The sequence below is a fragment of the Shewanella sp. VK101 genome (assembly GCF_056497865.1).
Genome location: NZ_CM151402.1, coordinates 622573 through 637687 on the forward strand (window position 1 = coordinate 622573; position 15115 = coordinate 637687).

Here is a 15115-nt window from a genome sequence, read left to right on the forward strand (position 1 = left end):
GGAGCTTGAGATGGCACGTTGTCACCTACATAAGTTTGGCGGTTCCAGTCTCGCCGATGCCGATTGCTACCGACGGGTCGCCCATATTTTGCTGACCCATGGTCATGCAGATGATCTTGTAGTGGTTTCCGCTGCCGGCAAGAGTACCAATTTTCTCTATAAATTGCTGAACCTGAAGGAATCTGGCGCTCTGTGGCAGGAAGAGCTACAGGTGCTTGTCGGTTATCAGCAGAATCTGATTGAACAGCTGCTGGGCAATGAACAGGCGCGTCAACTGCGGGAGCGTCTGTCTACAGATAAGGCGCAACTGGCCAGTTTGTTGTCCTTGCCTGAACTCAGCGAATACCAATGCAATCAGGTGGTGGGTTTCGGCGAACGCTGGTCGGCCAGACTGATGGCGGCGCTGCTGCGGGAGTCCGGTGTCGCCGCTTCCCATGTGGATGCCCGCAGTTTGTTGATTGCCGATGAGGGCGCAGTACCAAGGATTCGCCTCGATGAGTCCCGTGAAAGGGTGCAGCGACTGCTGGCCGAGCATCCCGATGAGCGCCTGGTGATCACCGGCTTTATCTGCGCCAATAGCCAAGGCGAAACTCTGCTGCTCGGTCGCAACGGCTCCGACTTCAGTGCCACTCTGATAGCCAGCCTGGCCGATATCGACAGGGTGACTATCTGGACAGATGTCGAAGGGGTGTTCAATGCCGATCCCAACAAGATTGCCGATGCCAGGCTACTGAGCAGTATGTCGCTGGCTGAGGCCGACCGCCTGGCGCGGCTCGGCTCCCCGGTACTGCATTGCCGTACCCTGCAGCCGCTGTTTGATACCGAGGTCAGCCTGGCGGTGCGTTCTAGCTACGCCTCTCATACCGACTTTACCCTTATAGCCCCCAAGAGTGATGCCGCAAGCGCCCCTGTGGTGACCAATCTCAATCAGGTGTCCCTCTTGAGCCTGGAGTTCAATGGCACCCAGGCTCAGACGCTCGATGTGCTCAATGAGGCGGGTTTGACCCCGCTGGCCTACTGGTCTCAGGGGCAACACAAACTGGAGCTGGCCTATACTCCCGAATTATCCCGCCAAGTCTGGCAGTTGCTGGAAGCGCAGACATCCGAGCTCAAAATTCAAAGCATTACCGAGGACAGAGAGCTTGGGCTGGTGGCCCTGGTAAGCAGTGGCGCCGGCAGTTATCGCCGCAGCTTTGCCCGCTTGCTGAGCCGTGAAGCGCGGCCTCTGTATCAGGACCAACTCAGCCTGGTCACCCTGGTGCCAAAATCGCAGGTGAACCTGCTGACCCAGAAGGTGCACAGGCGCTGCGCCGGCCCCCGCAAACGCATAGGCGTTATTCTGCTGGGGGTGGGTAACATAGGCGAAGCCTGGGTGGAGTTGTTCGGCCGAGCCCGCGACGGCCTCAAACGTGAGCTGGAGGCCAGTGTTGAACTACTTGGTTTGGCGAGTTCTAGCCGCGCCTGGATCTGCAATGAAGGGATCTTTGGAGAAGACTGGCAGGCAAGGTTTGAAGCCGAAGCTACCCCTTGGCAGTATGAACATCTGTTCGAACAGCTTGCGTTGCTGCAAGCCGATGAACTGGTGGCGTTGGATATCAGTGCCAGCGCTGGACTGACACTACAGTATCCTGAGTTTTTTGCCCGTGGCATTCATATGGTCAGTGCCAACAAGCTGGCCGGCTCCGGGCCATTGCCTTTCTACCGCGAGCTGAAACAGCAGTTGGGTAACCGCCGACTGTTCTGGCGTTACAACGCCAGTTGCGGCGCCGGGCTGCCGGTGCAGCACGCGCTCAATGATTTGCACAACAGCGGCGACAGGGTAGAGGCTGTCGGCGGTATCTTCTCCGGCACGCTCTGCTGGCTGTTTGAGCATTTCGATGGCATCAAACCTTTCTCCGAGCTGGTGTTGCAGGCCAAAGAGCTGGGGATCACTGAGCCGGATCCCAGGGACGATCTTTCCGGGCGTGACATGCAGCGCAAGCTGTTGATTTTGGCTCGTGAAATAGGTCTGGAACTGGAGCTTGAAGATATTCGCTTAAGCTCTCTGGTGCCTGAGGCGCTGGCCGACATTCAGCTGGATGAGTTCTTGCAGCGGATCCCCGAATTGGATGCCACTCTCGCGCAGCAGTTTGCCGCCGCGGCCGAGCAAAACAAGGTGCTGCGCTATGTGGCTTCACTGGAGCAGCAAGATGGCCAGGTTAACGCCGAAGTCTCTCTGCAATGGGTCGAGCGTCAACATCCATACGCCAACCTGACCCCGGGAGATAATGTGTTTGTCATCCGCTCGGCCTTCTACCAGGGTAATCCGCTGATCATTCGCGGCCCAGGTGCCGGCAGGGAAGTGACTGCCGCGGCAGTACAGTCGGATCTGGTGCAGATCTGTCGCGATCTGCTGCAGGAGTAGGGCTGGTATTAGCGTCATGTTTGAAGTTGGTTGACTCCTGGCTAGGAAAGCCTGTGTTAGAGGCCGTTCTCGGACGTCCTGTCCTTCACGGTATTCGGGCTTTCAGCCTATCCGTACCGCAAGTGATAGGCTGCGGTTTAGCTGGAAGCTGAGATCAAGTTCATTGGTGAGCTTTGGCTTAAAGCCATGCTAGCCGCTGTGCCAGCGGCGTAAAGTCGTGGTGTTCCACACCACACCGGGCAAGGGGCTTTGCTTGTCCAAAGCCCCTTGCATCCCCAAGGACACCCCCGACGTAGCCGAAATCCCCGCTGGCTTATGAAGCACATTGGCTACACTCAGGACTCGCATCCTTGCTCGACCTTCGAGCCTCGACATCCCTGTCTCGGCTACGCCAATTTGCAACAACGCCCGCGGCGGCTCCGAAGGGGGAATTGGTGCAATTCTTTCCACACAGAGTTGTTTTAAACTGTAGATATATGCCTATTTTCCAGGCACTGGCGGAACTGTGACCGTCGAAAACAGGGACGTTTTCGTCGAGCGCCCAGGGATGGGTCCACAGCGAGTCACAGGATCGCCTGTGCGAAAAGCGCACCGCAGGTGATGGGCTGCATCATGGTTCAGAAGCTCGACCAATACTAACTTAGATACTCTTAGCTGGAAGCTATGATAGCCGCTGTTCCAGCGGCCTAAAGTCGTGGTGTAAATGCCTCCAAGCACAAGGGCCAGTTCGCCATCCCTGGCTCTCGCTCGAAAGCACGTTGCTACGCAACTCTCGCCAAACCACACCGGGCAAGGGGCTTTGCTTGTCCAAAGCCCCTTGCATCCCCAAGGACACCCCAACGTAGCCGAAATCCCCGCTGGCTTATGAAACAAATTGGCTACACTCAGGACTCGCATCCTTGCTCGACCTTCGAGCCTCGACATCCCTGTCTCGGCTACGCCAATTTGCAACAACGCCAGCGGCGGCTCCGAAGGGGGAATTGGTGCAATTCTGCAATCATAGCGTTGCTTGAAATTGCTTATATATCTGCAGAGATACGCCTATTTTCCAGGCACAGGATCACCTGTGCGAAAGCTCTCCCCAGGTGTAAAGCCGAGGCTTTGCAGAAACACTCATTAGTGGCTTTTATACTGATTAAGATAAATACACCTTTGAAGCCATCTTTGGGCTTGACTTCAATGACAGTTTCTCTAGTATGTGGACATATAGACGTCCAAACGTCCAGATAGACAGTTGAGGGAATTTTCAATGGCTTTTCATCACGCACAACATGCGCACTCGCTGAACCAGAGCTTGTCCGAGCTCAACGGCGACATCAATGTTTCTTTCGAGTTCTTTCCGCCCTCAACGCCTGAGATGGAAACCTTGTTGTGGAACTCAATTCAGCGCCTGGAGCCACTGAATCCCAAGTTTGTTTCTGTCACCTATGGTGCCAACTCAGGAGTGCGGGATCGCACTCACAGCGTGATCGAGCGGATCCAGCAGGAAACCGAGCTGGTGGCGGCGCCGCACCTGACGCTGGTGGATGCCAGTGATGAAGAGTTACTGGAGTTGGCGCGTCATTACTGGAACAGCGGCATTCGCAACATAGTGGCGCTGCGGGGCGATCTGCCGGAAGGCAGCCCCAAGCCGACACGTTTTGCCTCAGATCTGGTGCGTTTGCTGCGCTCGGTCGCCGACTTTGATATTTCGGTGGCTGCCTATCCTGAGGTGCACCCGGATGCGGCCAATGCCCAGGCTGACCTTATCAACCTGAAGCGCAAGATTGAGGCCGGTGCCAGCCGTGCCATCACCCAGTTTTTCTTCGATGTGGAGTCTTATCTCAGGTTCCGCGACCGTTGTGTGGCCGCCGGCATTGATGTGGAAATTGTTCCCGGGATATTGCCTGTGGGCAACTTCAACCAGCTCAAGCGTTTCGCCGCCATGACCAATGTGTCTTTGCCGGGATGGCTGCACCGCCAGTTTGAAGGTTTGGATAACGATCCCGGAACCCGGGCGTTGGTGGGCGCCAACGTGGCCATCGACATGGTCAAGGTGCTTTCCCGTGAAGGGGTGAAAGATTTCCACTTCTATACCCTGAACCGCGCCGAGCTCACCTATGCCATCTGCCATACACTGGGAGTGCGTCCAGGCAAGTGATGGCCTCTCAGTGAACCTTTGATAAAAGGAAGCCCACCAATCGGTGGGCTTGTCTTTAGTGAGTTAAACCTTGAATTGGCTGACCAACTGCTTGAGGCGTACCGACAGCTGCGCCAGCTCTTCACCGGCGACGGCTATCTGGGCGGCGCTTTCACTGCCCTGAGCCACGCCATCATTGATATTGTTGAGATTGCGATTGATCTCTGCCGAGACGGCGCACTGCTCATTGGCGGCGCTGGCTATCTGGATATTCATCTGGGTGATGGCGGAAACCGCGGCGCGGATCTCATTGAGAGCCGCATCAGCGTTTTGCACTTCGGCAACACACTTATCCATGGTTTGATTACTGCTTTGCATCACACCGACGGCTGATTGTGCCCCTTGTTGCAGGGTTTCAATCATCTGCTGAATTTCGGTTGTCGATGCCTGAGTGCGGCTCGCCAGGGTGCGTACTTCATCGGCCACCACGGCAAAGCCCCGCCCCTGCTCGCCGGCCCTGGCCGCTTCAATGGCGGCATTGAGTGCCAGCAGATTGGTCTGATCGGCAATATTGCGGATCACTTCCAACACTGAGTCTATCGCCTGACTGTCCTGCTCGAGCTTGTCGATAGCAGCCGCGGCGCCGCGGATCTCTGACTCCAGCCCGGCCATCAGTTCAACCACACTGTTGACCACCTGTTTACCTGAATCTGTGGCGGCATCGGCTTGCTCTGCCGAGTCGGCGGCAACAGTGGCATTTTGGGCGACCTCCTGAACCGTGGCAGCCATCTCGTTCATGGCGGTAGCCACTTGTTCGGTTTCCCTTTGCTGCTGCTCGGCGCTTTGGCGGCTGTCACTGGTGATGCCGGACATCTCTTCGGCTGAGGTTGCCAGTGAGTCTGTGGCTTGAGTCACCTGCTGAATAGTTTGCTGGATTTTGGCGACAAACAGATTGAATGCCCGCGCCAGATCGGCAATTTCATCCTTGCTGCTCACTTCGATACGCTTGGTCAGGTCGCCTTCCCCTTGAGCGATATCTTCCATGGCGCTGGTGGTTTGCGCGATAGGGCGGGTGATGCTGCGGGCAATAAAGAAGGCGATAACGGCGCCCGCCAACAGCGCTATGGCACCAATGGCCACCAACTTGAGTTTGATATACCAGAGGCTGGCTTCCGAGTGGCTGCGATCCATGGCGATCGCCAGTACGCCAATGGGATTATCGGAAAAGTCAGTCACCTGATGCAGGTAGAGGACATGACTATTGTTATTCAGACTTATCAAAGACTTGTCAGCTTTCCCCTGTTGTACTTTCTGCAGCAGCGCCGTGTCTTTGAAAGCCGCGGTTTCAAAGGTTCCGCCAAAACGGCGGTAACCGCTGCTGTCAGGTGTAAGCAGGGCAATTTCGGCCTGGTAATTCTGTTTGAAGGCATCGAAGAAAGGTTGGCCGAATGACATGCCAAATTCAACCGAGCCTGTGTGCTGTCCCTGATAAGTCATTGGCGCCAGGCCGCGGATCCCGAGGCCGGCCACCCCCTTCTCGAGTCCCATTATCGGCTGCTTGCTGTTGTTGGTCTGCACTACGGTTTGGCGAAACCCTGAGAGATCGTCACCGAACTTTTCCGGTTTATGTACCCTGAGGAAAGAGATGGCCGGTGGCAGATGGAATTGAAACTGCTGCACGGCAAAATCCCGCTTCAACGGGACAAACAGTTGTTGGCTGCGGTTGTTGAGCGAATCCCTGTCGCCGAAGGCGAATTCCTGTTGCATTTCCGGGGTATTGGCCACCACTGTGGCCAACGCCTCGGCCAATTTGCCTGAAGAGTCAATTTCAGCAATCGCAGTTTGATACAGCTTATGCAGTTCACGCTGCTCGGCATTGTCAATTTGGCCGGAAAATTCCGACAGTACCAAGGGCATGATAAAGCTCATCATGGCGATAAGCACGACGCAGATCCCCAGCACGATTCGAGTGCCGATTTTCAAATGTGAGAACAAGTTAGCCTCCAGGCATGGGAGTGATTAAAACGAGGGCGCAGGATCTCAATAGCCTTGTAATAGCCACCGACCTTGCGCTGGGCTCATTGTACCTTCACCGGGTCAAACAAGGTTGGAAAATTATAGTGGCCCTTGTGTTAACTGATTGCGACGTATGACAAATTTTTGTCCCGATCCGTTTACTTACTGAACAGATGTGCGAGGCAGATCGGGTTTATTTTCGATCGGCTATTTACTTAGCAGGCTAAATAAATAAAATACTTAGCCTGCTAATTAATCAGTTAATCAAGATGCACAGATATATAGAACAGCTGACCGAGACTTCTCTGGGAGAGCGCTTGGGGCGTTTACACAGGTTGTGGCGCATGGTCGCCGATAACGAGTTGGCGCCTCTGGGGCTGACCCATCCTCGCTGGACCGCGCTGTGGAAGCTGAGACGCATGGGCGACCACATCAGTCAGAAGCAGCTGGCCGAGTCTCTGGAGATAGAGCTGCCTTCTTTGATGCGTACTCTGGGGCAGTTGGAGCAGCAGGGGTTGATCACCCGCCACAGCTGCGAGCACGACAAAAGGGCTCGCATCGTTTCCATGACGGCCCAAGGAGAGGAAGTTATTCGCTCCATGGAAGCCAGAATCATCCAGGTGAGGGCCAAGCTGCTGGTGGGTATAGATCCGGATGAGCTGGCCCATTTTGAAGCCGTGATCACCAGGATTTGCGATAACGCCCAGCATCAGCTGCAGCAAGAACAAGATAAATGAGAGAGACTTTATGACGCCAGATCAACAATTTGCCAGACTCGTTAAAATTTCCATGGCAGGCTTTGTGCTGGTCTTTGCCTATTTCATGTTGGCGGATCTGGAGATGCCGCTGACGCCGCAGGCGATGGCGACCCGCACTGTGGTCAAGATAGCTCCTCAAGTGAGCGGCCCGGTGCAATCTGTGGCCGTGGCCAACAATCAACATGTAGAGGCCGGTCAGTTGCTCTTCGCCATAGATCCGGCCCCCTTTGAGCTCGCGCTTGAGCAAGCCAAATTGGCGCTGGAGCAAGCGATGCAGGATAACGCCGAGCTGGATGCCGCCATAGAGGCTGCCAGAGCCGATGTCAGCGCCAATGAGGCCATGTTGCAACAAAAACAACGTGAGGCCAGGCGCCTGGATGCACTCTATGCCAGCAATGGTGTGTCACGCCAACTCAAGGATCAGGCAGATACCGATGCCAGTTCGGCGCTAGCCAAGTTGGCAGCCTCCAAGGCGCAGTTGGCCAAACTCAAGGTTTCCCGGGGAACAGCCGGGACAGAGAATCTCAAGTTGCGCCAGGCCCGCAGCCGTTTGGTTCAGGCGGAATTGGATCTGAGTTACACCAAGGTGCTGGCAGAAAACGAAGGCATAGTGACCAATCTGCAACTGGCCAGTGGCAGCATGGCCAACAAGGGCCAACCTGTATTAGCCCTGGTGTCGGAACAGCTGGACATCATTGCCGATTTTCGCGAGAAAACCCTCAGGGGAGTCGAACCGGGCACTGAAGCCTGGGTGGCGTTCGATGCCGAGCCAGGCAGACTCTACCCCGCCAGGGTCAGCAGCCGCGATGCTGGTGTCAGCGCCGGACAATTCGACGCCAATGGTATGTTGGCGACACCGACCGAGTCGGATCGTTGGGTGCGGGATGCCCAGCGTCTGCGTTTGCACTTTGAACTCCTGGGTGAAGAACACCCCATGTTGGCCGCCGGCTCCCGTGCTACGGTACAACTACTGCCGGACAATAGTTTCTACCGTTTCATGGCCAAGCTGCAGATCAAGGCAATCAGCCTGCTGCACTACATCTATTGAGGTGGCCGATGATCCTGCGTCACCACCCCTTGACTCAGAATGAGCTGCGCCAGTGCCTGCGCATAGCCACCGGCGCCAGCCTGGGCTTTCTGATCTGTAAGCTGATGAATTGGAATTACGGGGTGTTTTACACTGTCACCCCCATGTTGTTGCTGGGGCTGGTGCCAGTGATGAACGGCCATGCGGCGCGTCAGTTGCTGGCCGCTGCGGCCATCTGTGGGATTGAGGTTGGCATCATAGGCGGTTTGCTTGGCAGCCATCCGGCACTGATGACCTTGATTGTCTTCGTACTGTTTCTGTATCGCTTTGCCTGTATGTCCCGTGGCGCTCTGTTTCTATTTGGTGCCAATGGGGTGATCAGCCTCAGCATCATGCTGCATTTTGCCAGCTATCCGGATACCGATCTTAACGATCTCATCTTCGGTAACTTTTGGGCCAGTGTACTGTCTGTGCTGATAGCTTATTTGATGACAGTGTTGATCCCGGATGTTGAACCTCGCAGCGCTTATGTGCCCGGGCCCAAGCAGCCCCACAGAATGCGCCATGAAGCGCTGATGGGGGCCAGTGTTGCAACCCTGTCCTTTCTGATATTCCAGGCTTTTGATCTGCGCGACTCCATGTCGGCTCAGGCAACTACCTTACTGTTGCTGTTCCCCATGCATTGGAATGGGGCTCTCGACTACGCCCGCAAACGGGCAATGGGCACTGTACTCGGGGTGGTATACGGGATGGCGGTGCAGCTGTTTCTGTATGATTGGTCCGGTGTGCTTTTGTTGGTCGTACCCATGCTCTGGTTTGGTACCCTGTTGTTTGCCCAAGCCCATGTCAAAGAGGCCAGCGGCTCGGCGGTGGGCTTTGGTGCCATGACCACTTTGGGAATACTGTTCGGCCAATACCTGACTCCGGGGAATGATCTGATCTTCAGTGCCCTGTATCGGGTGAGCAGCATTCTGGTGGCCATAGTCGGTACTTTACTGGCCTGTTACCTGTTACATCATTTTCTCAATAGTTTTGAGGCGACCCGCTTTGGAGAGTAATTACCTCTAAACGAGAATCGTTATCCAATACATTGTTAGAAAAGGGTTTTTTATAAAACTCAAATCGTAAGCAAATATTTCAAAGCCTGGGATTCATATGAGCTGCAAACCTTATGGCATCTGGATTGTGCCCGGTTACCCTGGTTTTTTGATATTTATCGCAAACTTCTCATATATGTGATTTGGATCTATGCTATAGCCCTTACTCATAATGGGGGATAACAGATGAAATCAATCACGCTCGCCGCAGGTGGCCTGCTGCTGTTGGCTCAGTCCATAGGAAACGCTATGGCAGCACAACCGGCTATGCCACCACAGGCCGCGCTTTGTGGCAGTTGCCACGGCCCTCAGGGACAGGGCGTAGAGCCGCTGGGCCCAAGGCTCGCCGGACTTTCCAGCCAATATATTCAACAACAGATCAAGCTGTTCCAGGCGGGGACCCGCCAAAACGCCACTATGATGCCCATGGCCATGACTCTGCAGGGTGATGAGGTTATCGGCCAGGTGGCGGATTACTTCTCTGCCCAGAGCGTCGCCGAGGTCAAACCCAAGCTCAGAGGTGAGCAAGTGGTATTTGCCGATCCGACTGAAAAACTGGTGTATCAGGGCGACTGGACCCGGAACCTACCCGCCTGTGTAACATGCCATGGCCCGTCAGGTCTGGGTGGCGGCACTTTCCCAAGGCTTGCCGGTCAGCAAGCCAGCTACATCAAGACTCAACTGCACGCCTGGCAGGATGGCAGCCGTAAAGGTGATGTCGATGGCATGATGGAGCATGTTGCCAAACAGCTCAATAGCGCCGAAATCGACGCCATCGCCAGTTATTTTGCCAATCTCAAGTAAGGACGCAGCATGAAAAAATCTACTCTGTTTATCATGGGTGCTGTGGCCGCAATGACAGCTCAGGCCCAGGCCGAGAATCTTCCCGATCGCCAGGCGCAACTGCCTTCTTCTCCCAAGGTGGAGGGACAGGAATATCTTATCCCCAGACCGCTGGATACCATTCCGGCCGGTGCTTTTGGTGATAAGGTACGTCAGGGCTATCAGCTGTTCGTCAATACTCAGCAACTGCGGGATAAATACGTCGGCAATGAGCTGAATTGTGTCAACTGCCACATGGATGCCGGCCGTAAGCCCAACGCTTCTCCTATCTGGGGTGCCTATTTCGCTTATCCTGCTTATCGGAAGAAGAATGATAAGGTCAACAGCTTCGAAGAGCGTATCCAGGGCTGTTTTACCTATTCAATGAACGGCAAGGCGCCAGAGAGCGGCAGCCCTGAGTTGGTGGCCTTGTCTGCCTATGCCTATTGGCTTGGGGTAGGTGGCTTGATGGATCAATACGGCGTCAAAGGCGAAGTGCCTGAATTGGCCGATGCCGAGCTTATCAAGGGCGGCAAACGGGAAGACTTCCCTATTCCTGAAGCCATTAAGCAGCAATTGACGGTAGAGCAACGCGCCAATCTGCCGGGCCGGGGTTACCCTTCAATCCCCAAACCTGAGCAGGCCTATGACCCTGCCCGTGGTGAGCAGGTTTATCAGGCTCATTGCCAAGCATGTCATGGCGCCGATGGTCAGGGCCAAGCGATAGCCGGTGTATATGCCTTGCCACCGCTTTGGGGGCCTCAGAGCTTTAACTGGGGCGCCGGAATGCACAGGGTTAACACAGCGGCCTTCTTTATCCACGAGAATATGCCGCTGGGCAAGAGTATGCAGCTAACCACTCAGCAAGCCTGGGATGTGGCTGCCTATATCAACTCCCATGAGCGTCCTCAGGATCCCCGCTTCAAAGGAAAGCTCGAGGAAACCCAAGGCAAGTATCACAAGCATGCCGGTTACTACGGCAAAGAGGTAAAGGGTACCTTGCTGGGCCAGGAGGCTTATCCCATCTTCCCCAAGAAGTAGTAAGGCAAGAGCCTTAATCTATTCGGCGCGCCATCAGGCGCGCTTTTTTTGTTTGGCAGTAGAGGGTTGGGAACTTGACTCTGTGGCTTTAGCCCTAGGGGCTGGCAATGGACTGGCTTAAGCCACTAAAAAGTAAAAGGCCGGTCTCAGGGGGAGGACCGGCCTTGGATACAGATGGGCCTCAAATGGAGATGAGCCCAGGTATCACGCTCTGCTTAGATGATCAGAGGTTGTTTTCCAGGTACTGGCGGATAGCTGTGTCGTTGAAGACACAGGCATGGTTGCCGCCGAAACCGACTTCGAGAGCGAAAACGCCATCGCCGATACGCATGTTCTTGGCTTCTTCGGCATTGTCGTTGATGTTCTTTATATGCAGGGTTTTGATCTGCGCAACAATCTCTTCCTTGGCGTCCTGGTCGTTGGCGAGTTCTCTGAACGCGGATTTGACACGATCCAGTGCATAGGTGGGCACGTACATGATCTCTTTGGCGCTGTCGAAGCTGTCCCAGTCAAAGGTTACGTCCAGGTCGGCATCCAGAATGCTTTTTATGTCCTGCTTGAACTCAACCACATACTGCTCTTCGATAGAGCGCTTCCATTGTTTTTCTTGTAAACCCATTATTTCCTTCTCTATAAGTTGAGGAGAGCGCGTACTGGCTATTCAAGCAACCGATTTACGCCCCCAAATCATATCCCTTGGTTTGTTTCCAAGGAGGTAAACCGGGGCCAGTCTACCTATTTTGTGGCATGGGATCCATAGGGTTATAACCGAAAAATGCTTCCTTAAAAATAAATTAAAAACTCAGCTAATCAATGAGGTTGGTTGTTTCTGTCCGGTGACAGGCTATTTGTTCGCGAATAGAAACACTCGTTGGCAACTCTCTAGCGGCGATGACAAATCCTCGCTGTTATAGGGGCGGTAAGCAGCTTGGCCGCTATGCTTAGCGTCATACTGAGGCAGTGGTCGCCGCGCCTTATCACTGACTCCTGGGGGGGGGAATTCGGCATTGACTTGAGCTGGGGCGCAGTAGATGTGGGCCGCAGTTTGCTCCATTATGATAGGGAGTCTTGGCTATTGGCTGCAGCAATATCGGGGGAAATGCTTACTCTTTGTTGGGAAGATTACTTTCTTTAGCTTGGCAGTTCAGCTTCTGTCTATTGGCAAGGGTTTTTCCCTGGGGCAAGATGAATTCAGCCGTATGCCGTTTTGCTCGAATTTTCAGCATAAGCTTGCCCGTTCAATCAGGATTACAGGGATTGTCATGACTCAGACTCACTATATTGCCCGTTGCCATTGTGGCGGGGTTCAGTTGGCGCTCACTTTTCCCGAAGGAGTGAACAATGTTCGCCGTTGTGATTGCTCCATGTGTCGCCGCCGCGGCGCGCCGGTAGCCTCTGTGTCCTTGGCCAATCTCAAGCTGGTTAGCGGTGCAGAGCTGCTCAGCTGTTATCAGTTCAATACTCATACCGCCAAACATTATTTCTGTAGTCGCTGCGGTATCTATACTCACCATCAAAGGCGCTCGAATCCAGAGGAGTATGGCGTTAATCTGGGGTGCATCGACGACTTGGATCCTTTTACCTTCAAGGATGCTCCCGTGATGGATGGCATCAATCATCCCGCTGACAGGGAGGCTTCATGACCGAAAAGTCTGCTGCTCGTTGCCCTGTATGTCAACAAGCCAACCAATGCGCCATGGCGGCCGGGACAGATCCTGCGCTTTGCTGGTGCATGAAGGCTGATTTTAGTTACCTGGAACTGACCCTGCGGGATATTCCCAAGCACAGTTGTATCTGCCGACACTGCTTAATCAATATAAAGAAAAATGCCGCTCACTATGAGTGAGCGGCATTTTTACCGAGTTGATTTAATCCGCTGGATCAGCTGCGGTCATCACGACGACGGGGCTTACGATCCGGACGGCGTTCGCCCGAGTGCTTGCGAGGGCGACGAGCCGGGCGCTGTTCACCTTCGAAGCTCTGGCTGCCGGCTTCACGGATATTGATAGGTTTGCCACATACCCGTACTTTCTTCAGGTGTGCCAGTACGTCTTTAGGCATGCCGGCGGGCAGATCGACTGTGGTCAGGGTATCGAACAACTGGATCTGGCCTATGTAACGGCTGTCTATGCTAGCTTCATTGGCGATGGCACCCACGATATTGCCTACACCTACACCGTGTTCACGACCCACATCCAGCACGTAACGGCACATCTGCAGATCCGGGTTGTCCTTCAGGGAATCGGCCTTGCCGAGATCGCCGGGAACCGGACGAGAGTCACGACGGCGCGAACCACGATCTTCCCGTGAACCACGATCGTCGCGTGAGCTACGATCATCACGGCTATCACGCTGACGCTCCTGGATCGGAGGCAACTGCAGCGGACGTTCTTGCTGTACCTGGTGCAGCAGTGCAGCAGCCAGAATATCTGTGTCCACTTCCAACTGCTGACACAGCTGAGCCACGGCGCCTTTCATAAAGTCCAGCTCTTCGTTGGCTATGATGGCAGCAACCTGTTCGCCCAGGCGTGACAGACGGCGCTCGGCCACAGTCTCGGGGCTTGGAACCTTCATCGGGGAAATACGGCTGTTGGTGGCACGCTCAATGGTGCGCAGCATGCGCATCTCTCTGTGGGTCACAAACAGAATAGCCATCCCGGTACGACCGGCGCGGCCGGTACGACCAATACGGTGTACATAGGCTTCGGTATCGTAAGGGATGTCATAGTTGACCACGTGACCGATACGCTCAACGTCCAAACCACGGGCGGCAACGTCGGTGGCAATCAAAATGTCCAGCTTACCGGACTTGAGTTGATCCACGGCGCGCTCACGGGCCTGTTGGTTCATATCACCGTGCAGTGGTGATGAGGCGTAACCGCGGGCTTCCAGCTTTTCGGCCAGTTCCACACAGGAGTTACGGGTACGCACAAAGATGATGATACCTTCGGTGTTTTCCACTTCGAGCACACGTACCAGGGCTTCCAGTTTGTTGTGCTGAGACACCTGTACAAAACGCTGCTCGATGGAGTCAACTGTGGTGTGGCTGGCGGCAATGCTGATGGTGGCAGGGTTGTTCAGGTGCTTGTTGGCAACCCGCTTGATCTGCTCAGGCATGGTGGCAGAGAACAGTGCCAGCTGACGCTCGGCCGGAGTATGATCCAAGATCCACTCGATATCGTCGATAAAGCCCATTTTCAGCATTTCATCGGCTTCATCCAGCACCAGAGCCTTGAGGCTGTCGAGCTTGAGGGTGCCACGGCGCATATGGTCCATGACCCGGCCTGGAGTACCAACGACTACCTGAGGGCCGCGACGCAGCGCCTGCAGCTGTTGGTGCATGCTTTGACCGCCATAGATAGGCAGTACATGGAAACCTTTCATGAATTTGGCATAGCTTGAGAAAGCTTCAGCTACCTGTACCGCCAGTTCGCGGGTCGGTGCCAGCACCAGAATTTGCGGTGCGTTGAGGTTATGATCTGTTGCATTAAGCAGAGGCAGAGCGAAGGCACCGGTTTTACCTGTACCTGTCTGTGCCTGGCCAAGAATATCCTGGCCCGCCATCAGGGGGGCGATACTCGCGGCTTGAATTGGGGTCGGGTTCTCGTAGCCGAGCTCATCTAGAGCACGCAGCAATGCCTCGGAGAGGCCGAGTTCTCGGAAAGTTTTTTCACTGGATGACATGGGTTGTAGCCTTGTGGACGCGTCTGGATGACGCAGAAAGTTTCACAGACAGAAAATCAACCCCGTGTCGATTTCCCGCACCGAAAACGCCAGATTATAACAGCGAAATCTGCTATTTTCCACGACTAAAGGTGTTTTTATGGCAAA

At 54.7% G+C, this 15115-nt stretch carries 12 protein-coding genes; 9 read left to right on the forward strand and 3 right to left on the reverse strand.

What is annotated here, in order from left to right; genetic code table 11:
- Positions 1–10: 10 nt before the first annotated feature.
- Positions 11–2404 (forward strand): bifunctional aspartate kinase/homoserine dehydrogenase II, encoded by a 2394-nt coding sequence (locus ACSHSR_RS02885; RefSeq protein ID WP_144168577.1) that lies wholly within the window; start codon positions 11–13, stop codon positions 2402–2404.
- A 1249-nt stretch (positions 2405–3653) separates the two neighbouring features.
- Positions 3654–4544: a methylenetetrahydrofolate reductase gene (metF, locus tag ACSHSR_RS02890; RefSeq protein WP_025887953.1), complete on the forward strand. Its 891-nt coding sequence runs from the start codon at positions 3654–3656 to the stop codon at positions 4542–4544.
- Positions 4545–4607: 63 nt separating this feature from the next.
- Here metF and ACSHSR_RS02895 read toward each other — a convergent pair whose 3' ends face one another.
- Positions 4608–6455 carry a methyl-accepting chemotaxis protein gene (locus ACSHSR_RS02895; RefSeq protein ID WP_479631502.1) on the reverse strand — a complete coding sequence of 616 codons (1848 nt, stop codon included), beginning with the start codon at positions 6453–6455 and terminating at the stop codon, positions 4608–4610.
- A gap of 353 nt (positions 6456–6808) precedes the next feature.
- Between ACSHSR_RS02895 and slyA the strand changes: the two genes are divergently transcribed.
- The 5 genes from slyA (at position 6809) to ACSHSR_RS02920 (ending at position 11284) form a co-directional block, all read left to right on the forward strand.
- Positions 6809–7276: a transcriptional regulator SlyA gene (gene slyA / locus ACSHSR_RS02900; protein WP_025010189.1), complete on the forward strand. Its 468-nt coding sequence runs from the start codon at positions 6809–6811 to the stop codon at positions 7274–7276.
- A 10-nt stretch (positions 7277–7286) separates the two neighbouring features.
- Positions 7287–8345, forward strand: a complete 1059-nt coding sequence (locus ACSHSR_RS02905) for an HlyD family secretion protein (RefSeq protein ID WP_479631227.1) — start codon at positions 7287–7289, stop codon at positions 8343–8345.
- Between the two features lie 8 nt (positions 8346–8353).
- Positions 8354–9382 carry a DUF2955 domain-containing protein gene (locus ACSHSR_RS02910; RefSeq protein WP_025010188.1) on the forward strand — a complete coding sequence of 343 codons (1029 nt, stop codon included), beginning with the start codon at positions 8354–8356 and terminating at the stop codon, positions 9380–9382.
- A gap of 288 nt (positions 9383–9670) precedes the next feature.
- Positions 9671–10225: a c-type cytochrome gene (locus ACSHSR_RS02915; RefSeq protein WP_240517154.1), complete on the forward strand. Its 555-nt coding sequence runs from the start codon at positions 9671–9673 to the stop codon at positions 10223–10225.
- A 9-nt stretch (positions 10226–10234) separates the two neighbouring features.
- Complete coding sequence (locus ACSHSR_RS02920; protein ID WP_159352793.1) at positions 10235–11284, forward strand: c-type cytochrome; 1050 nt, start codon at positions 10235–10237, stop codon at positions 11282–11284.
- A 223-nt stretch (positions 11285–11507) separates the two neighbouring features.
- Here ACSHSR_RS02920 and ACSHSR_RS02925 read toward each other — a convergent pair whose 3' ends face one another.
- Complete coding sequence (locus tag ACSHSR_RS02925; RefSeq protein WP_025010187.1) at positions 11508–11903, reverse strand: hypothetical protein; 396 nt, start codon at positions 11901–11903, stop codon at positions 11508–11510.
- Positions 11904–12546: 643 nt separating this feature from the next.
- On the opposite strand from ACSHSR_RS02925, the gene ACSHSR_RS02930 reads away from it, so the two are divergent.
- Both ACSHSR_RS02930 and ACSHSR_RS02935 read left to right on the forward strand, forming a co-directional pair.
- On the forward strand, positions 12547–12927 hold the full coding sequence (locus tag ACSHSR_RS02930) for a GFA family protein (protein WP_037436873.1): 381 nt from the start codon (positions 12547–12549) through the stop codon (positions 12925–12927).
- Entirely contained in the window at positions 12924–13130 is a 207-nt protein-coding gene (locus ACSHSR_RS02935) for a cysteine-rich CWC family protein (protein WP_062793687.1), read from the forward strand. Before ACSHSR_RS02930 ends, ACSHSR_RS02935 begins: the two co-directional genes overlap by 4 nt.
- A gap of 35 nt (positions 13131–13165) precedes the next feature.
- On the opposite strand, the gene ACSHSR_RS02940 is transcribed toward ACSHSR_RS02935, so the two are convergent.
- Entirely contained in the window at positions 13166–14968 is a 1803-nt protein-coding gene (locus tag ACSHSR_RS02940) for a DEAD/DEAH box helicase (RefSeq protein WP_115389722.1), read from the reverse strand.
- Positions 14969–15115: the final 147 nt, after the last annotated feature.